Origin of the sequence: Rugosimonospora acidiphila (genome assembly GCF_039543385.1) — a bacterium.
Lineage (GTDB): Bacteria > Actinomycetota > Actinomycetes > Mycobacteriales > Micromonosporaceae > Rugosimonospora > Rugosimonospora acidiphila.
Genome location: NZ_BAABJQ010000055.1, coordinates 1 through 22,680, shown reverse-complemented (window position 1 = coordinate 22,680; position 22,680 = coordinate 1). Strand labels below are relative to the sequence as shown.

19 protein-coding genes and 2 pseudogenes are annotated in these 22,680 nt (G+C 68.3%); 9 read left to right on the top strand and 12 right to left on the bottom strand.

The window, feature by feature from the left end; genetic code table 11:
- Window positions 1-90: 90 nt before the first annotated feature.
- Window positions 91-2,217, top strand: coding sequence for an iron uptake transporter permease EfeU (gene efeU / locus ABEA87_RS41200; protein ID WP_345639219.1), 2,127 nt, complete (start codon window positions 91-93; stop codon window positions 2,215-2,217).
- 73 nt (window positions 2,218-2,290) lie between these two features.
- The gene (efeB, locus tag ABEA87_RS41195; RefSeq protein ID WP_345639218.1) at window positions 2,291-3,526 is read left to right on the top strand and encodes an iron uptake transporter deferrochelatase/peroxidase subunit; all 1,236 of its coding nucleotides are present in this window, start codon (window positions 2,291-2,293) and stop codon (window positions 3,524-3,526) included.
- A gap of 479 nt (window positions 3,527-4,005) precedes the next feature.
- Here efeB and ABEA87_RS41190 read toward each other — a convergent pair whose 3' ends face one another.
- A complete protein-coding gene (locus ABEA87_RS41190; protein WP_345639217.1) occupies window positions 4,006-4,146 on the bottom strand; it encodes a hypothetical protein in 141 nt (46 codons plus the stop codon).
- Window positions 4,147-4,356: 210 nt separating this feature from the next.
- Between ABEA87_RS41190 and ABEA87_RS41185 the strand changes: the two genes are divergently transcribed.
- Window positions 4,357-7,140, top strand: coding sequence for an AfsR/SARP family transcriptional regulator (locus ABEA87_RS41185; protein ID WP_345639216.1), 2,784 nt, complete (start codon window positions 4,357-4,359; stop codon window positions 7,138-7,140).
- A 194-nt stretch (window positions 7,141-7,334) separates the two neighbouring features.
- Here the strand turns inward: ABEA87_RS41185 and ABEA87_RS41180 are convergent, their stop codons facing one another.
- Window positions 7,335-8,228, bottom strand: coding sequence for a LysR family transcriptional regulator (locus ABEA87_RS41180; protein WP_345639215.1), 894 nt, complete (start codon window positions 8,226-8,228; stop codon window positions 7,335-7,337).
- A 71-nt stretch (window positions 8,229-8,299) separates the two neighbouring features.
- On the opposite strand from ABEA87_RS41180, the gene ABEA87_RS41175 reads away from it, so the two are divergent.
- A complete protein-coding gene (locus tag ABEA87_RS41175; protein ID WP_345639214.1) occupies window positions 8,300-9,238 on the top strand; it encodes an EamA family transporter in 939 nt (312 codons plus the stop codon).
- 471 nt (window positions 9,239-9,709) lie between these two features.
- On the opposite strand, the gene ABEA87_RS41170 is transcribed toward ABEA87_RS41175, so the two are convergent.
- Window positions 9,710-9,997 (bottom strand): hypothetical protein, encoded by a 288-nt coding sequence (locus ABEA87_RS41170; RefSeq protein WP_345639213.1) that lies wholly within the window; start codon window positions 9,995-9,997, stop codon window positions 9,710-9,712.
- 596 nt (window positions 9,998-10,593) lie between these two features.
- Window positions 10,594-11,166, bottom strand: coding sequence for a TetR/AcrR family transcriptional regulator (locus tag ABEA87_RS41165; protein WP_345639212.1), 573 nt, complete (start codon window positions 11,164-11,166; stop codon window positions 10,594-10,596).
- 97 nt (window positions 11,167-11,263) lie between these two features.
- Here ABEA87_RS41165 and ABEA87_RS41160 point away from each other — a divergent pair, with 97 nt between their 5' ends.
- From ABEA87_RS41160 to ABEA87_RS41150, 3 genes are all read left to right on the top strand, one after another.
- On the top strand, window positions 11,264-12,223 hold the full coding sequence (locus tag ABEA87_RS41160) for an NADP-dependent oxidoreductase (RefSeq protein ID WP_345639229.1): 960 nt from the start codon (window positions 11,264-11,266) through the stop codon (window positions 12,221-12,223).
- Between the two features lie 84 nt (window positions 12,224-12,307).
- Window positions 12,308-12,850, top strand: coding sequence for a hypothetical protein (locus ABEA87_RS41155; protein WP_345639230.1), 543 nt, complete (start codon window positions 12,308-12,310; stop codon window positions 12,848-12,850).
- 712 nt (window positions 12,851-13,562) lie between these two features.
- The gene (locus ABEA87_RS41150) at window positions 13,563-16,415 is read left to right on the top strand and encodes a beta-L-arabinofuranosidase domain-containing protein (protein ID WP_345639211.1); all 2,853 of its coding nucleotides are present in this window, start codon (window positions 13,563-13,565) and stop codon (window positions 16,413-16,415) included.
- A 94-nt stretch (window positions 16,416-16,509) separates the two neighbouring features.
- On the opposite strand, the gene ABEA87_RS41145 is transcribed toward ABEA87_RS41150, so the two are convergent.
- The 8 genes and pseudogenes from ABEA87_RS41145 to ABEA87_RS41110 form a co-directional block, all read right to left on the bottom strand.
- Complete coding sequence (locus ABEA87_RS41145; RefSeq protein ID WP_345639210.1) at window positions 16,510-16,674, bottom strand: hypothetical protein; 165 nt, start codon at window positions 16,672-16,674, stop codon at window positions 16,510-16,512.
- A gap of 326 nt (window positions 16,675-17,000) precedes the next feature.
- On the bottom strand, window positions 17,001-17,216 hold the full coding sequence (locus ABEA87_RS41140) for a hypothetical protein (RefSeq protein WP_345639209.1): 216 nt from the start codon (window positions 17,214-17,216) through the stop codon (window positions 17,001-17,003).
- 74 nt (window positions 17,217-17,290) lie between these two features.
- A pseudogene (locus ABEA87_RS42830) lies at window positions 17,291-17,663 on the bottom strand (transposase); the annotation flags it as partial.
- 98 nt (window positions 17,664-17,761) lie between these two features.
- Window positions 17,762-17,971: a response regulator transcription factor gene (locus ABEA87_RS41130; protein WP_345639208.1), complete on the bottom strand. Its 210-nt coding sequence runs from the start codon at window positions 17,969-17,971 to the stop codon at window positions 17,762-17,764.
- Entirely contained in the window at window positions 17,965-18,252 is a 288-nt protein-coding gene (locus tag ABEA87_RS41125) for a response regulator (protein WP_345639207.1), read from the bottom strand. The genes ABEA87_RS41130 and ABEA87_RS41125 overlap by 7 nt, the downstream gene beginning before the upstream one ends.
- Before the next feature lie 229 nt (window positions 18,253-18,481).
- Complete coding sequence (locus ABEA87_RS41120; protein WP_345639206.1) at window positions 18,482-18,856, bottom strand: YciI family protein; 375 nt, start codon at window positions 18,854-18,856, stop codon at window positions 18,482-18,484.
- 383 nt (window positions 18,857-19,239) lie between these two features.
- Complete coding sequence (locus tag ABEA87_RS41115) at window positions 19,240-19,581, bottom strand: NADPH-dependent FMN reductase (protein WP_345639227.1); 342 nt, start codon at window positions 19,579-19,581, stop codon at window positions 19,240-19,242.
- Window positions 19,534-19,660, bottom strand: a pseudogene (locus ABEA87_RS41110) (IS6 family transposase); the annotation flags it as partial. The gene ABEA87_RS41115 and the pseudogene ABEA87_RS41110, both read right to left, overlap by 48 nt.
- A gap of 416 nt (window positions 19,661-20,076) precedes the next feature.
- Between ABEA87_RS41110 and ABEA87_RS41105 the strand changes: the two are divergent.
- Both ABEA87_RS41105 and ABEA87_RS41100 read left to right on the top strand, forming a co-directional pair.
- A complete protein-coding gene (locus ABEA87_RS41105; protein WP_345639205.1) occupies window positions 20,077-20,601 on the top strand; it encodes a (2Fe-2S)-binding protein in 525 nt (174 codons plus the stop codon).
- Window positions 20,591-22,680, top strand: a 2,090-nt coding sequence (locus ABEA87_RS41100; RefSeq protein ID WP_345639204.1) for a xanthine dehydrogenase family protein molybdopterin-binding subunit, incomplete at its 3' end; no start/stop codon positions are given. The genes ABEA87_RS41105 and ABEA87_RS41100, both read left to right, overlap by 11 nt.

The window sequence follows — 22,680 nt, the reverse complement described above, 5'->3', positions numbered from 1 at the left end:
CGTCGGGGGCCGAGCCGGTCGGTGGAAATTTCTCCCTGATACTACAGCTTGTAGTTGCCATCGAGTAAGGCATGCCTTACCTTAATGAGCGTGCAGTGGGCTGATGCGGTACCGAATCTGCTGATCGGGTTGCGGGAGGGCTTGGAAGCAGGCCTGGTGGTGAGCATCCTGCTCGCGGCCGTCGGCAAGCTGAGCGCCGGCGCGACCGACGCCGATGTCGGCGAGGGCGGCGAGCCGAAGCGGCCGGTGTCGTCGACACCGGTGTGGCTCGGGGTGCTGGGCGCGGTCATGCTGGCCGGCAGTTTCGCGGCGGTGCTGACGTATTCGACGGATGCGTTGTCGTCGCGGGCTCAGCAGGCGGTCGGCGGGGTGTTGAGCGTGCTGGCGGTCGGGCTGGTGACGGGCATGGTGTTCTGGATGCGCCGCACCGCCCGCACCCTGTCTTCGCACCTACGGGGGGATGTAGCACGGGCGGTGTCACTGGGGGCGGGGGCGTTGACGATCACCGCGTTCTTGGCGGTCAGCCGGGAGGGGCTGGAGACCACGCTGTTCATCTGGACCGCGGCCAAGGCCTCCACCTCGACGGTGGCGCCGTTGGTGGGGACCGCGATCGGTCTTGCCGCCGCGGTGGTGGTGTGCTGGCTGCTGTACCAGCGGGCGGTGCGCCTGAACCTGGGCAAGTTCTTCAATCGGACCGCGATCGCGCTGATCGTGATCGCGGCGGGAGTCCTGGCCTACGGGCTGCGCGACTTGCAGGAGGCCGGCTGGCTGCCCGGGCAGCGCTGGATCGCGTTCGACGCGACCGCGCATGTGGACCCGAACTCGTGGTGGATGTCGATCATCACCGGCGTCACCCAACTGACGTCGAAGATGACGGTACTGCAGTCGGTGGCCTGGATCGCCTACCTGGCCGTGGTCATCCCCGCGTTCGTGGCCGCCGGCCGCGCAGCGGCTTCCGCAGCGCCCCCGGCGCAACCAGCCGCTTCCGCTGCCGGTGCGAGCACCAGCGCGGCGGGTAGGGGGAAAGCCAGGCGATGGGAGCGGCTGGTCGCCAGCCGGGCGTGGCCGATCGCGGGCGTGCTGGTGATCGTACCGGCGTTGGTGGCCGGATTGGTGATCGCACTGTTGCCCTCGCCGAGTACGGCGGCGATCACAGCGGTCAACGTGACCGGTACTGGTTGCGGGCAGGGATGGGCCGTCGGGCATACCGGAACGCAGACCTTCACGGTGACCAACAATTCGTCCAAGTCCGGAGAGATCACCCTGCTCGACTCCTCCGGAGCGATCGTGGCCGAGGTGGAGACGCTCGGCCCACGAACTACGGCCACGATGAGCGCCAGCCTGGGACCGGGCCAGTACAGTTTCGCCTGCCTGATGGGCGGGGTGAGCCTGCACGGGGCGCCAGTCCAGGTCTCCGGGCAAGGGCAGTCGGCCACGATGGCGGTGAAGCGAGTCACCGTGGCCGAGCTGACCGGCCCCAACAACGCCTACCAGACCTACGCCTCCGGAATACTGGCGCGACTGGCCGGCGACGTCGCTACCCTGCGCGCCGCCGTCGCGTCTGACGATTGGGCCAAGGCGAAGATCGGCTGGCTTGCCGCGCAGATGGACTGGGAACGAGTCGGCGCGTCCTACAACAGCTTCGGCGATGCGGGGCAGGCCGTGGACGGCCTGGCGGACGGGCTCCCCGCTGGCGTCAACGATCCCGGATTCATCGGGCTGCATCGGGTCGAGTACGGCCTTTACCACGCCCAGAGCGCCGCGTCGCTGCTGCCCGCGGTCGACCGACTCGCCAACGACGTCGCCACGGTGCGGGCCAAGTTGAGCAGCACCGACGAGGCCGGGGATCCGACCAACCTGCCCCTGCGGGTACACGAGATCCTCGAAGACGCCCTGCGCGATCACCTGTCCGGCATCGACGACCAGGGCTCCGGGATGGCCTACCCGGCGACCTACGCCGACAGCCAGGTCACCCGCACCGTGCTCGGCGAGGTATCGGGACTTCTCAACGCCCGCATGCCCCGCCTCGTCCCGACCATCAACGCCCAGCTGGACACGCTGCAGGCTGCGCTGCTGGCGACCCAATCGGCCGGGCAGTGGCAGCCGGTCAGTGCGGTGCCACTGGCCGCGAGGCAACGCGTCAACGCCGCCCTCGGCACCGTGCTCGAGTCGCTGTCGGCCGAGCCCACGCTGTTGGAAATCCCACCCACGCAATAGCCGCGGCACCAGCCCAGCGTCCGGCCCGTGATCGGGCAGGACGATGAATGACGATCAGATCGGAGCAACGGCGATGAGTGTCAGCCGCCGTAACTTCCTCAAAGGCGCTGCCACCGGAGCGGCCGGGACCGCCCTGGCCGGCGGGACGCTGCTCGGCGGCGCCCACGCCGACGCTCGACCGGCCACGGGGACACCCACCGCCGCCGACAGCTACCCGTTCCATGGCCCCAACCAGGCAGGGATCCTGACCCCGGCGCCTGCCGACAAGCAGAACTATGTCAGCGTCGCCGCCTACGACGTTGTCGATGGCACCGGCAAGGCCGCCCTGGCCGACCTGATGAAGACGCTGACCGCGCGGACCCGGTTCCTGACCACCGGTGGCACCCCAGCGAACCTGGGGGTCTCGCAGCCGCCCTCGGACAGCGACGTCCTCGGCCCGGATCTGCCGGCCGACGGTCTGACCGTCACCGTCTCGGTCGGCTCCAGCCTCTTCGACGACCGGTTCGGCCTCGCCGCCCAGAAACCTCAGCGACTGGCACCCATGAAGGCGTTCCCGGACGACTCCCCGGACCCGGCGTGGCTGCATGGCGACCTGTCGCTGCAACTGTGCGCCAACCACCCCGACACCATCCACCACGCGATCCGGGACATCGCCAAGCACACCCGCGGCGTCATGCAGCTTCGCTGGAAGATCGAGGGCTACAATTCCCCACCTCGACCATCCGGCACGAGCCGCAACCTGCTCGGGTTCAAAGACGGAACCGCCAACCCCACCGGCAGCCAGGCCCAGAACCTGGTCTGGGTCGCCGACCCGGCCGAACCCGCCTGGGCACACGGCGGCTCCTACCAAGTCATCCGGCTGATCCGGATGCTGGTCGAGTTCTGGGACCGCGTCTCCATCAACGAACAAGAGCGAATGTTTGGGCGCCGTCGCGACACCGGCGCCCCGCTGGACGGCAACACCGAATTCGATACCCCCCACTACGGCAACGATCCAAGCGGCGCCGTGATCCCGCTCGACGCCCACATCCGCCTCGCCAACCCCCGCACCGCCTCGACCGCCAACCAGCGGCTGATCCGTCGCTCCTACAACTACGACCTCGGCGTCGACCCCAACGGCAACCTGCAAGCCGGCCACATCTTCATCGCCTACCAACAAGACATCCACCGCCAATTCGAAACCGTCCAGGATCGCCTCGCCGGCGAACCCCTCGTCGACTACGTCCAACCCTTCGGCGGCGGCTACTTCTACACTCTGCCCGGCGTCACCAACCCGAACGACTGGTACGCACACCGCCTGCTCACATAGCCAGCCCGCGCCATTGCGACCACGCCGTGACCGCTCATCGACCGGCGCGTGGTTCGGCCCCCAGGACTCGGGCGTCAACTCGGTAAGGGCGTGCTTATGTCGATGGCCGCCTGCCCGGCGTGGCTCTACGCTGACCCTCACCACCGCGCTGGTCGCCGGCCTGGGCCTCGGCGTGGGCCGGCAAGCGGTCACCGCGTCACCACGCGCCGCGATACAGCTCGGGGTGGTCTGCGTCCTGATCGTCGCGGTCCTGCGCTCCGCCGGCCTGACCAACGGAAGCCGCCGCGGGCCCGAGAAGGGCGATGAATCAAGGTCCCATCAAGAACTTTGAGACAGGCTGTAGCTGTCTCGACCGACCTTATCCAGATGAGCGAGCGACACTCGCGCTCGTGCCCCGGCCGAGTCACGAACGGCCCGCCGGGTATCCCCGACGGACCGTTCGCTTTCAGTTGTCGCGTTGATCGGTTCTGCGAATGAGGTCAGCCGTCGGTGTCCGCCGAGTCGGTCATCAGCACCCCAGCCACGGCCGCGGCGACGGCGAGGATTGAACGCTTCACTTTCATTGCGCGGCTCCGATCAGAAGGACGGTCGGTGAGACAAACTGCCAACGGATCGCTCACCGGCGCCGGGATACGCCGCGAACCGACGGCGAGATTCCGCCGACCCCCGTTTGCGGTCGCGCCCCGGCACTCGGTGAGCCCCTCATCCGCCCAGGTCGCTTGCGTTACCGGAAGCGTCGCCGAACCCGCTTGGCAAATCCTTGGCAATTGGTGGCCGCTGGTCGAGGCCGGGATGGGGCTACCGGTCGCATCGCCCGCTAAAATGCGTCGATGGAGTTTCGACTGCTGGGCCCGGTCGAGGCTGTCCATGACGGAAGGCTCGTACCGCTGGGACGGCGGCAGGAACGATGCGTCCTGGCCATACTGGCCCTCGAACCAGGCCGTCTCGTGCCCGCCCAGCGACTCGCCGACCTGCTATGGGAGGAACAGCCGCCGCTCCAGGCGCGCGCCGCGGTCCAGGCCATGGTCTCGCACCTGCGGGCCGCCCTGCGGTCGGCGGAGCCGGCCGGGCCGCAGGTCGTGACCAGGGGCGGCGGGTACCTGCTCGCCACCGGCGCCGACACCGTCGACCTGCACCGATTCCGCGCCCGCGTCACCGAGGCCCGCGCGACGACCTCCCTGCGCACGCGGGCGGACCTGCTGTCGGCGGCGCTGAAGCTGTGGCGCGGCCCTGCGCTGGCCGACGTGGCCGACGAGCGGCTGCGCGCCAGGCTGTGCCCGGACCTTGACGAGCTGCACCTGCAGGCGCGCGAGGACTGGTTGGAGGCCCGGCTGGAGCTGGGAGAGCACGACGAGGTGACGGAGCCGCTCAAATACCAGGTCGCCGAGCATCCGCTGCGCGAACGGTCCCAGCGGCTGTTGATGCTCGCGCTGTACCGCGGCGGCAGGCGAGGCGAGGCGCTCGCGAGCTTCCGGGAGGCCCGGCGGTTGCTGGTCGAGGAGTTGGGCCTGGAGCCCGGGCCCGAACTTCAGGGGCTCCAGCGCGCCATCCTCTCCGACGATGGCGACCGGGCTCATCCCGCCCGAACTGGCCTCGGCCAGACCTCGCCCGCGCAGCTACCCGGCGACATCGTTCCGTTCACCGGCCGGGCCGGTCAGCTCGCCGAGCTCGACTCGCTGCTGTCCGGCGACCCGGGCTCGACCACCGCCGTGATCGTTGTGGCGATTTCGGGCACCGCCGGCGTCGGCAAGACCACCCTCGCGGTGCACTGGGCACAGCGGATCCGCGACCGCTTTCCGGACGGGCAGCTGTACGTCAATCTGCGGGGTTTCGACCCGTCCGGGTCGCCCACGAGCCGGGCGGAGGCACTGCGGGACTTCCTCGACGCGTTCGGGGTGCAGCCGTCGCAGGTGCCGCCCGGCATCCAGGCACAGGCCGCCCTGTACCGGAGCCTGATGGCCGGCAAGCGCGTGCTGGTGCTGCTCGACAACGCCCGCGACGCCGAGCAGGTACACGCGTTGCTGCCCGGTACGCCAGGCTGCGTGGCCGTGGTGACCAGCCGGGATCAGCTGTCCGGCCTCGTCGCCACCGACGGCGCCCACCTGCTGACACTCGACCTGCTCACGCCGGACGAGTCGCGCCAGTTGCTCGCCCGAAGGGTGGGCGCGAACCGGGTGGCGGCGGAGAGCGAGGCGGTCAACCAGATTGTGGACCGGTGCGCGGGGCTGCCGTTGGCTCTGGCCATCGTCGCCGCGCGGGCCGCAAGCGAGGCGTCCGTCCCGCTGTCGTACCTCACCGAGGAGATGGGAGGGTCACTGGGCAGCCTCGACGCCGACGACGTGCGCAGCGGCCTGCGCCGGGTCTTTTCCTGGTCCTACCGCACCCTCAGCGCACCCGGCGCGCGCCTGTTCCGGCTGCTGGGCCTGCACCCCGGCCCGGACATCACCGCTCCCGCCGCAGCGAGCCTGGCCGGCGTCCCGGCGGGCCTCGCCCGGTCGCTGCTCGCCGAACTGCGCCGCGCGCACCTGATCACGCAGCGCACCGCCGGTCGCTACTCGTTCCACGACCTGCTCCGCGCGTACGCGGCCGAACTCGTCTGGCTGGACGAGACCGAGGAGCAGCGGTACGCGGCCTCGGTCCGGCTGCTCGACCACTACACGGACACCGCGGACCGGGCCGCCAACCTGCTCCACCCGGGCCGCCATGCCGGTGCGACCGGCGCGCGGCGCGAGGGGGCGGAGCCAGAGAGCATCGCCGACCTAGACGCGGCGATGAACTGGTTCACGGCCGAGCACCTGGTACTCCTCGCCGTGCTGGCGCGCGCGGGGGCGGACGGTCACGACGCTCATGTCTGGCACCTGGCCTGGAGCCTGCGCAACTTCCTGGACCGCCGGAGGCTGTGGCCCGACCAGACCTCGGTCCAGCACGCGGGCCTGGACGCCGCGCTGCGGCTCGGGGACCGGTCCGCGCAGGCTCTCGCCCGCCGCAGCCTCGGGCGGGCCTACGCCGAGCTGGGCCGCGACCATGACGCCGAGCACCACTACCGCCAGGCTTTCGCCCTGTTCTCCGAGCTCGGCGACGATGCCGGCCGTGCCGGGATTCACATGTCCCTCGGCATGCTCGCCCAGCGGCAGGGCCGCACGCACGAATCCCTGCGCCAGCATGAGCAGGCATTGACGTTGTTCGAACGCGCCGACCACGTCTCTGGACGCGCGAACGCCATGAACAACATCGCGATGAACCACATGGAACTCGGCGACTTTCAACAGTCGCTCAGCATCGGTGAGGCGGCGCTCGCTCTGATCCAGAAGGTAGGCGACACTTGGGGCGAGGCAAGCACCTGGGACACGCTAGGGAACATCCATCACCAGCTCGGACACTACGACCGGGCGGTCGACTGCCATCGCACGGCGCTGGAGCTGGTCCGCCAGGCGGGCGACCGCTATCACGAATCCCTTGCCCTGCGCCATCTCGCGGACGCACACGACGCGGCACGCGACCCGAGCGCGGCGGCAGACGCCAGGTACGCGGCGCTCGAGATCCTCGACGAACTGGACCATCCCGACGCCGCGCTGGTGCGCGCAGAACTCCGCGAACGAAAGGCGGCTGTGTAGGGCGCCTCGTCGTCGGAACGGACAAGCCCGCGGGCGCCCGGCCGGGGCCGGACCCCGACCTGCCCCCACTGCCACACCACCGGGCACCGCGACCTGATCGCGGCGGCCATCATCGCCACCCGCACCCCGGGCGGCGGAACCGATGGCGAGACCCACCCGGTCTCGCGCGGGCGTCAGCCGGGCGGAGGTCGCGGTCATCGGTTCGCGAAGGAGGCGCCGACGCGAAGGAGCGCGTCGAGTACCCGCTGCACGGCTCGCCGCTCGGCGCGGTCGGGACGCAGCATGGCGAACACGTGCCGACCGGTCGCGATCCCGGCGAGCGGCCGGAGCACGACCTCCCCGATGGGAGTGGTGAACCGCGGCAACACCGCGACTCGATCGCCTCCGGCCACCAACGCCTCGACCAGCCGGTTGTCCCGTATCCTCTGCGCGATCCGAAGCGCCCGGCCGACTGCCGTCTCGACCGCCAGCCGAACGGTGTCGAAGGGATACCCCGTGGGTACACCGATCCATTCTTCGTCGGCAAGGTCTTCGGCGGTGACCGCAGGCTGTGAGGCTAGTCGGTGGCCGCGCGCCATCGCGATGTCGAGTGGCTCGCGCACCAGTTCGATGGTGTGCACGGCCGCCGCGCCCGCGACTGCGGGCTGGAGGCTGTGGCCGATCACGATGTCGTGGTCGACGACCTGGGCGGCGTATTGCGCCTCGGCGATGTCGAGGTCGGTCAGCCGCAACTGGATCGGTATGCCATCGAGGTCACGGAACACGCCCGGCAGCAGGAACGCCGCCGCGCTGGGCAGGGCAGCCACCGTGACCCGGCCGGCCGGCTGACCGCGGTAGTCATCCCAGCGTGCCTGCGCCCGGGCGACCGACTGCGCGACGTCGCGGCCGGCGTCGGCCAGGACGCGGCCGGCGTCGGTGAGCCGGACGCCGCGTCCGGCCGGCTCGACCAGCGGTACGCCGAAGGCACGCTCTGCGCTGCGCAGATGCTGCGACACCGCGGACGGCGTCCGGTGGGTCGCTCGGGCGACGCCCGTGATGCTGCCGCGCTCCGCCAGCTCACAAAGCAGTTCGAGGTAACGAACGTCCATTAAGGTAGCCTACATATTGGGTGCGTATCTTTTCGCTTGTCCTACATGGACGTACGGGTGACGATCGAGGCATGCCCGCTCGTCACCGCCTGATCGCCGCTGCCGTCGCCGCGTGCTGGGGCCTGAACTTCATCGCCATCGACGCTTCCCTCCAGCACTTTCCGCCGTTCTTCCTCGTGGCGCTGCGGTTCGCGCTCATCGCCGTGCCGACGGTGCTGTTGGTACCGCGCCCACGCGTACCGGCCCGCTGGCTGATCGGGTACGGGCTGGGTTTTGGCACCTTCCAGTTCCTCTTCCTCTACTGGGGAATGAGCGCCGGAATGCCAGCCGGACTGGCCTCGCTCGTACTCCAGGCGTCCGCGCCGTTCACCGTCCTGCTGGGCGCCGGGTTCTTCCGGGACCGCCTCGGTCCGCGTTCGGCCGTTGGCGTGCTGGTCGCCTGCGCCGGGCTGGCGGCAGTGGGATGGCAACGTATTCAGGGATTGGCGGCACTGGTCCCCTTCCTGCTCGTCGTGGCCGGCGCATTCTCGTGGGCGATCGGCAACCTGTGCAACGCTCGCGCACGCGCATCCAACCCGCTCCACCTCACCCTGTGGATGTCGGTGGTGCCACCGGTGCCGATGCTCGTCCTCTCGTTGGCCGTCGAGGGCCCGGCCCGGATCGGCGCCTCGCTCTCGACCTGGGACGCGCCGTCCGCGATGCCCGCCCTCGCGGGCCTGGCCTACACCGTGCTCATCGCGACGGTCGCCGGCTCCGGTGCCTGGTCATGGCTGATGGGCCGGCACCCGGTTGGCATGGTCGCGCCGTTCTCGATGCTCGTGCCGGTGGTCGGCATGACGGCGGCGTGGCTGGTCCTGGGCGAGCGGCCCGTGCCGGGCGAGGTCGTCGGTGGCATCGTGGTGATCCTCGGGGTACTCGTCGCTGGCTCCGGCCGGCGGATCAGCCGTCCGGTCTCCGACGGCTTCACACCGAGCCCGTCGGTTCCCGAGCCACCGCCAGCACTCCCGTGACGACAACTGACCACCGGCCCTCACCCGTGCCCGCCCGGGGTAGCGCTCAACGATCGGTCGGGTGTCTTGTCCCGCAGCCGTCGCAGCACTGGCTCGCGCCGCCGCCTCCCCCGGCTGCGGGAGTCCGTCAGCTGATGATGGTGATCTTCTCGGTGAGCGTCGTGGTATTTGCGGCGCTGTCCGTCGCTCCGGCCAGCAGGGTATGCGTACCCTTGGCCCACGTCGCAGCCTCGCGGGTGGAAAGCCCACGGCCGCAGCGAAGACGTCAAGGGCCTCGGGATCGGCTACGACTACGTTGGGGGCGGCGAGTGGCTCGAGCGTTCTGGGCGGCAGACCAGTACGCCTAATCTTCGTCGATGCCCAGCCACGGGTGAGGCAATGCGCTCGGCAGCGATCCGAACGCATTGACATCGGCAGGGTCGATTAGCGGTCGCCTATAACCCGTGGCATCGGCGGCGATCAGTTTCCTGATCAGAAGGGAGGTGCGTCCTCGCCCATCAACGCCAGCACGACGCCGCCCTTCCCGCTCTTGAGGCCCTGGACCACGACCTTGCCGGTGCTGCCGTCGGGCAACTCCAACGTAAAGGTCTTCCCGACCGCGTTTTTGGGGGCATTGCCGGCGCTGTTGGCGAGCCGGAAGTCGCCTGCCCACGGCGGGGTCCCACCCTTGCGGGCGGGCTCGGCGAAGAGCGCGGCGGTGCCGGGGATCCTGGTGCCGTCCGAGGAGAGAAGCACTGAGGCGCTGCGATAGGTAGCCATATACGTCAAGGCTACCCCGGACTGCGCTCGTTCGCGCCACGTCAACTGCCCCGCAATGTGAACGGCAACGGGGAGCGACCTTGATCTGGTCTCACCCCGAGGGTTGACGGGCGGAACTCGGGAGCGAGCCGGTAGGTGGCGAGCAGCACCCGTACGCCGGCCGCCTTCGCGAGGTGCCGTACACCTTGCGGTGGGTATAGAGCGACCCGCCGACGAAACCGCCACCGTGCAGCGCGACGATCGCACGGTCGAGGTCGGCGCCGTGCGGGACGAGCCACATCGCCGGCACACCGTCCGACGACACCTCCGCGTAGTCCAGGCCCCGCAACCCCGGCCTCGGTGGGCCGCTCACCGTCGGTGACGAGCGCCAGCCGGTCGCCCGGCTCCGGTAGCGGCAGATCAGGAGTCCTGGTCATCGGGCGGAGGGTGTGGACTGCACGAGCTCTGCCGGACCGGACGGGTCGTTCGTGGTGTCCGCCGGCCAGGACGGTGATCTCGCTGGCTGGAGGTGGTGGCGCGGCTGCCGGCGCGGACGGCCGGGGCGAGGGGTTGGACGGGCATGCGCGTTCGTACGTGGGATGGGGCAGATGGGCGGTTCAGGGTGTGGGTCGCAGGCCGTCGATCAGGATGTTCAGCAGGCGGCTTGCCCGGGCGTGGTGTTCGGGCGGGCGGGCCACGGTGAAGATGCCGATGAGGCTGGCAGCGATGTCTTCGGCGGTGACGTCGGCGCGCAGCTCGCCGGTCACCCGGCCGGCGTTGAGGATTTCGTCGATGGCCGCGAGCAGCTCGGTCTGGGTCTGAGCGTGGGCGATCTCGCCCGACTCGATCATCGCGAGCAGCGTGTTGAGCATGCCGTTCTTGGTCGCGATCCACTCCCCGAACAGTTCCATCCAGCGTCGCAGTGCCGCAGGCGGGGGAAGCTGGGCGAGCAGCTCGCGGGCGCCGTCGGTGAGCCGCGCGACCTGATCGCGGTAGACCGCGTCGACGAGAGACTCGCGGGTGGGGAAGTGTCGGTAGAGCGTGGCGATGCCGACCCCGGCTTCGCGTGCGATCGCGCGCATGGACGGTTCGGTGTCGGCGGAGACGAACACGCGGGTCGCGACGTCGAGCAGTTGGTTGCGGTTGCGAGTCGCGTCCGCTCGCAGCACGCGGGTGTCTGACTCTGTCAAAACGGATCACGCTCCGGTTATGGTACGGTGCCTCTCGTAAACGGAGCATAGTCCGCTTCTTGTTGCCTTCATTCGCCGCCCAAGGAGACACGTGAGCATGCAACAACCGAGCGTCAACACGTCGGCGACCACGAGCCGAGCGGTCCAGCTCGAATCATTCGGCGGCCCCGAGGTCCTCAGCCTCCGCGAGGTACCCGCACCGCAGGCCGGCTCGGGGCAGATCCGCGTGCGCGTCACCGCGGCTGGACTGAACCCGATGGACTGGTTCATGACCTCCGACGCGCAGACCGCCACTCGATTCGGCCTGAGCCTGCCCTCCGGGTTCGGGACCGACTATGCCGGGATCGTGGACCAGGTCGGTGACGGCGTGACCGAGTTCGCGGCCGGCGACCGAGTCTTCGGCGGCGCCCTCTCGCGCGCGGTCGCCGACCACGTAGTAATAGACGTGGCAGGGACCATCGCGGCCGGCGGCGACGCGCACCATACCCCCGACGGCGTCGACGACCGCACCGCCGCCACCCTCGCTATAGCGGGCTGCACAGCCGCCGCCGCGCTCGCCGTCGTCACACCCGGCCCGAGCGACACGCTGCTCATCGGCGGCGCGGGAGGCGGGGTCGGCGTGTTCGCCGTGCAACTCGCCCGCCTCGCGGGCGCGCGAGTGATCGGGACAGGATCGGCGACATCGGCCGATGCCCTGCGTGCCCTCGGGGCCGAGCCGGTCGCCTATGGCGACGGCCTGGTCGACCGGCTCCGTGCCCTGGCTCCCGCCGGCGTCACCGCGGCCATCGACCTGCACGGGACGGACACGGCGCAGGCGGCACGGAAACTTAGCGTTCCAGACGAGCGCATCACCACCATCGCCGCACAGATCGACGGAATCACACCGGCAAACGGCGCTAACGCTGCCCCCGGCGCCATAGAAGAGATTGCTCGCCTGGTCGCGGCAGGCCAGCTCCGCGTGCCCATCGCGGCAAGCTTCCCGGTCGAGCAGATCCGCGCCGCGGTCGAGCTTCAAGCCGGCCGGCACGTGCACGGCAAGGTCGTCATCGACCTCTAGGGTTGTCAAACGGCCGATGGTCGGTGGCGGCGCTAGTGTCGCGGCGGGTACGCCGACGACCTGGTCGCGGGACATGGTCGGATCGTGGCCGAGTTCTTCGACGAGGGCGTCTCCCGGCGGACGGCCTGGCCGGATCGGCCACAGGCCGCACAACTGTTGAAGGCAATCACCGACCCAGCGCGGGGGTTCGACGCGATCGTGGTGGGCGAGTACGAACGCGCCTCCCCCGGTCAGCAACTCAAACAACTAACTCTCATCCTCCGCAGCCACGGTGTGCAGTTGCGCCTGCCTGAGACCTACGGGCCGGTGGACTTCGACAACCCGCGCCAGTTGGCGCCGCTGGACCTGCTCGGCGGGCACTCCTGGCGGGAGGTGCAACGATCGCGATTCCGGTCGAAGGCGGCCATGCGCGCCCAGGTGATCGAGCAGGACAGCGCAACCCTGGCCATCGCCGTGGCCCTGGTCGCCGGCATCCCCGCACTCATCCAGACGACGAAGCAGGCAGCCAAACGCCACAACGCCGCACTCATCTGCCTCGCCCGACGCCGCCTCGACGTCCTCTACGCCATGCTCCGCGACAAACAGCCCTACCGGCCATCCCCCGCCGAACCCGCTCCGGCAGCTTGACAAAGACATAGGCACACCCCTCCCGTCGGCGCCGGGTCAACCATGAAAAAACCCTCAATTCGTGCGGCCAACGCAGCCTCGATGTGAGCGCTAACAAGAAAGCGCACCAAGCGTAGTTTCGGCCTCGTCAACTGTCGCCACCAGACCGTATAGACTCCCATCGATTGATACATCTGCTGGTCGATCTCAACACACTGTTTTCGTCGCTCAGCAGGTGACGAGCGCGGGAGATGGCCGGCACTCGTTACCTCTCGGTCACCGAATGATGAAATTTGCTGATTGCGACCTTGACACGAGGCCGAGGACCTCACTAGCGTTCCGAAATGTTACCGCTCACAGCGTCCACATAGAACCTTTTTGTTGCGATGACGTACGCAGGTGGCGACTGGCTGGATCGTGGTCGCGAATAGCCCTTCCCATCGGCCCTCGATGACGACTTCCATTGGTTCCAGGCGCACGGCACGCCGCCGTCCGGTGTGCCGGCAACACCGGCAACACATATCCGTACAAGCGGCTGACCGCGCGTCCGGCCGGACACCTCGCGCCCGTGTCGAGGCGATGCACCTCGCCGCCGCGGCCCGCTCCACTTGCCCGGCCGAGTGCGAGGAGTGCGTGGCAGTCAGGTCCGCGAGGACGAGTCCATAGCCAACCGCTAGGGAGAGGCAACCACAGCATGGAGAAGATCTCGCGCAGAGACGCTCTGCGTCTTGGCATGGCAGGCGCCGCGGCGCCCGTCGCGATCAGCGCCACGTCGATGCTCGCAGCAGCGCCGGCCGTAGCCGCCCCGAGCGATGCCGGGTCGGACACGCTCGTCGGCACGGTTGCCCAGCGCAACATCCCGAACCCGGCCAGCTGGACAGTCAAGCCGTTCGACAACAACCAGGTAGAGCTGCATCCCAGCCTGTTCACCGACAACCGCGACCGCATCCACCAGTTCCTGCTCAACTACCCGATCGACAACATGCTCTACCTGTTTCGGCTCGCCGTCGGGCTGCCCAACCCGCCCGGGTCGAGCCAGCCGGGCGGATGGGAGACGTCGGACGGCAACCTGCGTGGTCACTACGCCGGCCACTTCCTCAGCGCCCTTGCGTTGGGCTACGCCGGCAGCGGCAACACCGCATTCCTTGACCGGGCCAACTACTTCGTCGCCACGCTGGCGCAGTGCCGGGACGCGTGGGCCGCGGCCGCGGCCCAGCCCACGCCCCGGGTGGCTGGCAAGTTCGGCAGCGCCGTCAACCTGACCGGTTGCGGCAGCGCCAACACCGGCAACTCCGAACACCTTCAGCTGCCCGCCGGCGTCGTCGACGGCCTGACCGACTTCACCGTCGCGGTCTGGATCAACCCCACCGCGCTCACCAACAACACGGCCATCTTCGACTTCGGTACCAGCAACACCTCGCACATGTACCTGCAGGCGAACTCCTCGAACCACCCGGTTTTCGGCATCACCACCAACGGCACAGGTGGCCTGCAGACGGTCACCGGTACCGCGAAGCTGTCGACCGGCACCTGGACGCACCTCGCGGTGACACACGCCGGCAACACCACGACGCTGTACGTCAACGGAGTCGCGGTCAACACGAACACCGCGATGACCCTGTCGCCGGCGAGCCTCGGCGCGACCACGCTCAACTACATTGGTCGCAACCAGTATCCGATGGGCTCGGTCGAGTTCCTGAACGCGAAGGTCAGCGACTTTCAGGTCTACGACCACGCGCTGGCCGCGGACGAGGTGCAGAGCCTGACCACCAGCGAGGGCGGCAGCACCGGCGGCGGCAACGTGGTGTGGTACAGGTTCGCCGAGACCAACGGCCCGACCGCGGCCGACTCCTCGGGCAACGGGCGGGACGCGCACATCCTCGCGCCGACCGACGGCCAGCGGCACCCGGGTTTCCTGGCCGCGTACCCGGAGACCCAGTACATCCGGCTCGAGCAGCTGTCGACCTACAGCCCGATCTGGGCGCCCTGGTACACCTGCCACATGATCATGCGGGGTCTGCTGGACGCCTACCTCTACACGGGCAACGAGCAGGCGTTGTCACTCGTGACCGGGATGGCCGACTGGGCGCAGGGCCGGCTGACCAAGCTGCCGCGCACCACGCTGGACAGCATGTGGAAGATCTACATCGCCGGCGAATACAACGCTATGCCCGAGGTTCTCGCCGAACTGGCCGCGGTGACCGGCAACACCGGCTACCTCGAGACGGCCGAGTGCTTCGTCAACACGTATCTGTTCGACGCGGCGGTGGCCAACCAGGACACCATCAACGGCGAGCATGCCAACCAGCACATCCCCCAGTACCGCAGCTACCTGACCATCTACGACAACTTCAGCGACTCGGTCCAGCCGACCTACCGCGCGCCCGCCGAGCAGTACCTCACCGCGGCCAAGAACTTCTGGGACATGGTCGTACCGCACCGCATCTATGTCGACGGAGGCATGGCCGGTTCCGGCGAGATCTTCGGGGCACGTGACGTCATCGCCTCGACGATTCAGACGAGTAACGCGGAGACCTGCTGCGAGTACAACATGCTCAAGCTGAGCCGGAACCTGTTCTTCCACACGGCCGACCCGAAGTACATGCAGTACTACGAGCGCACGCTGTTCGGGCAGATCCTCGCCTCGCGGCGCAACACCAGCAGCAACACCAACCCGAACCTGACCTACTTCATCCCGGTCAACCCGGGCACCACCCGGGGCTACGGCAACCTCGGTACCTGCTGCGGCGGCACCGGTCTGGAGTCACACGAGAAGTTCCAGGACTCCATCTACTTCGCCTCCGTCGACGACACCGAGCTGTATGTCAACCTGTACATCCCCTCAATGCTGAACTGGGCGGCCCGGGGCATCTCGCTGGACCAGGCGACAAACTTCCCGACCGACCCGGCCGGGGACACCACCCTCACCGTCACCGGCAGCGGCCAATTCACCCTCAAGCTGCGGGTGCCGTACTGGGTGCAGAAAGGCTTCACGGTCCAGATCAACGGGCGGACCCAGTCCTTGAACGCGGAGGCCGGCACCTACGTGTCGATCACCCGCACGTGGAAATCGGGCGACACCGTCGACATCTCGATGCCCTTCACCATGCGTGCGGAGCGGGCCTTGGACCAGCCGGAGACCCAGGCACTGGCTTACGGCCCAGTACCGATGGTCACACTGTCGACGCAGAAGACCTACCTCGAGAGGTCGTTCTACGCGGGCCTGGAGCTCGACGGTGACGTCAGCCGGGCAATGACGCCGGCCGGGCCGATGACGTTCACTGCTAATGGGTTGACCGTCCGGCCGTTCTACATCGACGACACGACCCCGTACCACGTGTACTTCCACCGTGTCGAGCCGACCGTCGTGTTCGGCTCGAACAACACCGGAGTACCGAACGTGGCCCGCGAAGACGGACTGACCTTCCTCGATGTGGTGTGGTCGTCCGCGCCGTTTAAGACTCACGGTCAGTTGGTGAGCACCGTGGAGGCCGCGACCGTCGCCTTCGGGAATGCCGGCCTGCTCACCAGCTCCCAGATCACCGCGATCATGCAGGCGGCGGCGCACGCGCATCTGCTGCCGTAACCAGTCGCGCGCAACAGCCCGGGCGTACACGGGCGGACGATCCCGCCGCCGGCCGGTCCCGCAACGGACCCGCCGGCGGCGGGCGCGCAGACAGTCACGGCAGGCTCGTGTAGTGGACGATGCTCGCCGAGGACGGCCCTACTACTCGGGCAAGCACAAGCGGCACGGCGTCGACGTGCAGGTCCTCGCCGACACCTGCGGTGTTGACCACCTCGATCTCGATCAGGTCGTTCGGGGTGCAGCTGAGGATGTCACACAACGCGGCGAGGTTGTTTCATCGGCACCCAGCGGCGGTTGGGTGACCAGGCGGAACACCTGCTCTCGGGACAACACGATCCCGCGTTCGGCCAGCGGTGTGACCAGGTCGGTGATGGCACACCAGTCTCGACCAAACCCCCCGTCGATGGTCACGTAGTCGTTGCCGGAACTTCGCGGTGAGCAGCGTACCTGGCAAGGCCGAATGAATGGCGGGTGAGCACCTCGATACCTTCGTGCACGCGGTCGCATCGGTCGAGCCGACGCGCCTGGCATCTTCCGGGAATCACACCGTGGCGCTCTCGCGACCTGACCGTTGCGCGGAATGGCTCACTGACCGACCTCACCGACATTGCCAGGATCGCGAAGAGCCGACGCCTTGGCCGTCATGCGCGCCCAAGCAACGGTGATGACCTGAGGACCAGCGATAACGCCGGCGCGGTCTATAGCGTCGATGTCCTCCTGGATCTGTTCCCGAACTACGAAACGTGGACGGCCACCCACACCTGATCCACTGCCTTGTTGTGGACGCTCGTCGGCGTCCACAACAGGGCCACCCACAGTGAATGGGCTATCCGATTTTCTGTTCTGTCGCACTTCGGTGGTAACGGCGGGTGAGGTTAGCCGAGCAGGATGCGGTGTCGGAGGAGGTCGAAGCCGGCGCGTCCGTACAGCTGGCGTTTCAGCAGCTTGGTTTTGGTGTTGACGCCTTCGGTGGTGCCGTTGTGGTGGTTGTGGGTGAGAGCGTTGCTGATGGCGTCGCGGTCTTGGTCAGTCCGCGGGTGAAGGCGTGCAAGCGAGGTAGTTCCTCGGCTTGGGCGGTGGTGATCCAGGTGGTGGTAGCCCAGCTTTCTGATTTTCTTTAAGCAGCTGGGTGATCGGGGTGGCGGGATCCTGCTGGCGTCGACGGCGCAGATGTCCGCGATCGGGATCGACCAGGGTGGGCCGGTACTGCGGGGCGCGAATCAGCCGGTCGGCTTCGGGTATTCGGGCCGCGAGGGAATTGTGCCGGCCGGCTCCCTCCCGCGACCTAGTCCCGCGTCCAGTCAGTCGCCGCGTCCAGCCAGGCGCGGGGTTCGGCCAGGCCGCGTTCAGGCCGCCGGCGCGCCGGGCGTCATCAGGCCCGACTCGTACGCGGCGATGACCGCCTGCCCCCAGTCGCGCAGGCCCAGCTCGCTCAGCACGTTGCTGACGTGCGTCTTGACCGTATGCTCGCTGACCGTCAGTGCGGCGGCGAGCTCCGCGTTGGACAGTCCGCGCCCGAGCAGCCGCCGGGCCTCCCGCTCCCGGCCGGTCAGCACGTCCGGCCGTCCAGCCCGCCGCCCTCGCGCCGGTGCCGGATGAGGTCGGCGATCAGCCGCTTGGTAACCGTCGGGGCCAGCAGCGACTCGCCGGCCGCCACCACCCGTACCGCGTGCACGGGGTCGTCCCGGCGCACGCTCTTCAGGAGGAACCCGCTGGCCCCGACGTAGAGGGCGTCGTAGCCGTAGTCGTCGCGGTCGTAGGTGGTCAGCATGATGACCCGGCACTCGGCCCGGGCACAGATCAGCCGCGCGGCCTCGATGCCGTCCACCGCCGGCATCCGCGATTACCTGCAGCCGCGATGGGCGGCTGTCGCTCCGCTGAGGTGCTCAGTGGTTGCGGGGATCCGACCGGGCCCGGGGGCCGGGCTTCGCTTCACGCCCGATCCCCGGGGTCACCGCCACGGCGTCCTAGTTCAGGTCGATGCGCGGATCCGCTTCGTCAATCGCGGTTCACGCAAGTCTTGCCCTAACGTAACGGGTCTTCCTCGATCAGACATCGTCGGGATGTCACCCTCGCCTGTCAGCCTGGCGGAGCATCGCGTCTTGTTCAGGGTCGGACATGAGCTCCCGGACCTCTTGCGCACAGCGGCAACCGGCGGCAATCTTGGCAGCCCACGCCAGCGCCTCTTCGCGTGAGGCCACGTCGACGACCGAGAACCCGCCAATGACCTCCTTGGTCTCCGGGTAAGGGCCGTCGGTGACGATCCCGTCCGTGGCCACGACGCTCGCCCTCTGGCGTTCGAGTCCCGCGCCGAACACCCACACGCCGGCGTTCACAGCCTCCTTGACCACCGCGTGCGAGGCCTTGCCCACGTCGGCCCACTCCTCGTCGGGGATGTGGTCCATCGCGCCGTCACTGAACGAAATCAAGTACCGGGTCATCCCATGACTCCCTTGTCCCGGCGGCCTCGTCCGGCCGCCTCTCGCCTGTTCTACGAACGACTCACCCCGGATCCGACGCTATGCCAGAAGAATTCTTCACGGAAACCCCGCCGCTCGGCGCCCACGGGCGTCATGTCGCCCCTATTCGCGGAGATCATCGCCGCCGCCGGCTACGTACAGTCCCACACGGTCATCTGCCATCCCGATAGCCGGAAGGAAGAGCATCCACCACGCCACGGTCCAGCGGGCGATCGCATCCAGGCCAGTCGCTCACCTGAGTTTCGTGGCGTGTGCGACCAGCTCGTCGAGCATGGCGGTGACGTTCTTGGGCTGAGGGTCGCCGGGGGTGAAGCGGGTGTGGTCCTGAAAATCCTCGGCGAACGTCAGGCAACCGTTGAGCGTCTGCCGATAACCGCCAGATCGCTCAGGATCTGCCGCAGGTGCTCGACGGCGCGGATACCGCCCTGGATGCCGTAGCCGACGAACCCGGTCGCCTTGTCGTTCCACTCGGCGTACAAGAAGTTGATGGCGTCCTTCAGCGCGCCGGGGACTGAGCCGTTGTATTCCGGAGTGACGAAGGCGATGGCGTCGAATGAACTTATCTTCCGCGCCCAGGCGTGAGCGTGGGTGTGGGTGCGACCGGCGCGGGGACCGGGCTGCGTAAGCCAGTAGCGGCGAGAAGCGTTGTACCCACCGGTAGATCGTGACGTGATCGACTTCGACACCGCGCTCGACCAGGAGTTCTTCGACATCCCGGTAGGACAGGTTGAACCGGAGATACCAGCGGACCGCGACGACGATCACCTCAGACGGAAACCGGAACCCGGCGAACGCCGACCTCGGCGGCGACCACTGGCGACGGCAGGACGATGAAGCCACTACTCAAGTCTGCCTCGAGCTTGCCAACGCTCGATGCAACAGAGCCCCGCCGCGCCTCGGCCCAAGCCCCGCCACCAGCACCACCGGGCGGTGCACGGCTCGTGGAGGCGGCTCTATGGGCGATCGAATGTTGCTACCGAAAGTCACGAATAAACACATGTTAGTAACAGTGACTGCCTCGATTGAACCAGGGTGGCGGCCGTGTACGTGCCTCTGGGTCGGAGCCCGCCGACCGAAGGGAACGAAGGCGAGATGACGATCGTCTGACGACGGTTGTTATGGGCAGCAGGGGTTCGGCCCGCACGCGGGTCAGCCACTTTCTCTACAGACGGAGGTTGTGCATGGCGATCGAGCTGGTCGTGAATGGCAAGAAGGAGAAGGTCACCTCGTCACCTGACACGCCGCTGCTGTACGTGCTGCGCGGAGAGCTCGGCCTGACCGGGCCGAAGTTCGGCTGCGGCCTGGAGCAGTGTGGTGCCTGTTCGGTGCTGGCGAACAACGCGTCGAGGCGCTCCTGCGTGAAGCCCGTCTCGGACTTCGACGGGCAGAGCATCACGACGGTGGAGGGACTGCCGGCGGCCTGGGCGGAGGCCAAGAAGCTTCGGCATGTGGACCTGCACCCGATCCAGCAGGCCTGGATCGAGGAGCAGGTCCCGCAGTGCGGCTACTGCCAGAACGGGATGATGATTACCGCCGCTAACCTGCTCGCTAGCAACCCCGACCCGTCGGTCAGCGACATCATGACCGCGTTCAGCACCTCGGGACCGTCGGCGCACCTGTGCCGGTGCGGCACCTACGACGCCATCATCAAAGCGGTCCAGCGCGCCGCCAAGCTGATGGCCGAAGGAGCCGACGATGAGCATTAAAGAAGAGCCCCGGATGATCAGTCGACGCGGCCTGCTCAAGGCCGGCGGGGCCCTGGTCGTGATGTCGGCGGCGGTACCGGTCGCGCTCCGGCCGTCGGTCGCCCAGGCGGCGGCGACGGGCATGCCCTTCCCCACCCCCGTCCTGACCGACCTCTCCACGTGGCTGACAGTCCAAGCCAACGGCAGCGTCACCTGGCGCACCGGACACGTCGAACTGGGTCAGGGAAACCGGACCGCGCTCGCGCAGATCGTGGCCGAGGAACTCGACGTCGCGTTCGACAAGGTCACCCTGATAATGGGCGACACGAACGTCACCCCGGACCAGGGCGTCACGGCCGGCAGCACCACCATCGCCAGGGCGGGCACGCAGGCCCGGCTGATCGCCGCCGAAGCCAGGGCCACCCTGCTGTCCCTGGCCTCCAAGAAGTTGCACGCTCCGGTAAGTGAGCTCACGGTCGAAAACGGTGTGGTCAGCGTCCGCCAGGATCCGAAGAGCCACGGTTCAAAGGGCCATGGTTCTAAGGGGCACGGCTCGAAGGGGCACGGTTCGAAGGGCGACAGTTCGAAGAAGGTCAGCTACGGCCAGCTGGTGCACGGCAAGGCGCTCACCGCGGTGACGCCGATCGTGATCAACGGCCAGAGCACGACCGTCGGTGCCACGCCCAAGCCGTTCACCGAGTACAAGCTGGTCGGCAAGTCGATTCCGCGCGTCGACATCGTGGACAAGGTCAGCCAGAAGACCACGTTCGTCCAGGACGTCACGGTCCCGCACATGCTCCATGCCCGCGTCATCCATCCCAAGGGGATCGGCTCCACCGTCGTGTCGGTGGGTGAGCTGCCGGCCGGGAGCAACGCGCAGGTGGTGCGGCTGGGCAACCTGGTGGCGGTGGTCGCGAAGCAGGAGTGGGACGCGATCAAGGGAGCGGCCAACCTGCCGGTCACCTGGTCGGACTGGAACGGCCTGCCCACCACCGAAGACTGGCCGGCCACGATGCGCGCGATACCGGCGAATGTCATGACCCATGCCAGCCAGGGCGACTTCGACGGCGCCTTCGGCTCGGCCGCCAACGCCATGCAGACGACGTACCAGACCCCGTTCGAGAACCACGGCATGATCGGGCCGAGCTGCGGCGTGGCCGACGTGCGCTCCGACGGCCGGGTCACGGTCTGGTCCGCCACCCAGTACCCGCAGGGTCTGCGCAACGCCGTCGCGCAGATGTTGAACGCCTCCGTCGAGCAGGTGGAGGTGCTCTGGTTCGATGGCGCCGGCTGCTACGGGCGCCTGTCCTCGAATTACGATGACGCGGCCTCGGAGGCGGTGTTCCTGTCCCGGGAGCTGGGCAAGCCGGTGCGCGTGCAGTGGAGCCGCCAGGACGAGCACATCTGGGAGCCGCACGGCCCCGGCACCCTTCACGACATGGCGGCCGGGTTCGACGAGTCCGGCAACATCGTCGCCTGGAAGCACGAGGCTTTCATGGCGCCCAACAACGACGGCACCTTGCTCGGGCCGATTCTGGTCGGCGTGCAGACCTCGACCACCCGGGTGCCGGTCGGGAGTTGGACGGGTCCCGACCTGTACCAGTTCCCGAACCTGTTGGAGCTCGTGCACCAGATGCCGGAGTTCGGCGCGGGCACCTCGCCGTACCCGTTCGGCATCCGCACCACCTTCCTGCGCTCACCTGGCCAGTACCAGATCACCTTCGCGCAGGAGGCGTTCGTCGACGAAATCGCAGCCGCGGCTGGACAAGACCCGCTCGAACTGCGCCTGCGGTACCTTACCGATCCGCGGGCGATCGCCGTCCTGCAGGCGGCGGCGAAGGCGGGCAAGTGGGAGTCGCGGCCCTCGCCCAAGCCGGACGCGAGCACGAGCAACGGCACGGTCACCGGGCAGGGCATCGCGTTCGTCCTGCGCGACGGCACCTACGCGGCCGGGGTGGTCAAGCTGCAGGTAACCCCGGCAACGGGCCAGGTGCTGCTCACCGAGGTGACCGTGGCCCAGGACCAGGGGCAGATCATCAACCCACGCGCGATCGAGCACCAGATCTCCAGCTGCATCATCCAGACCGCGAGCCGGGTCCT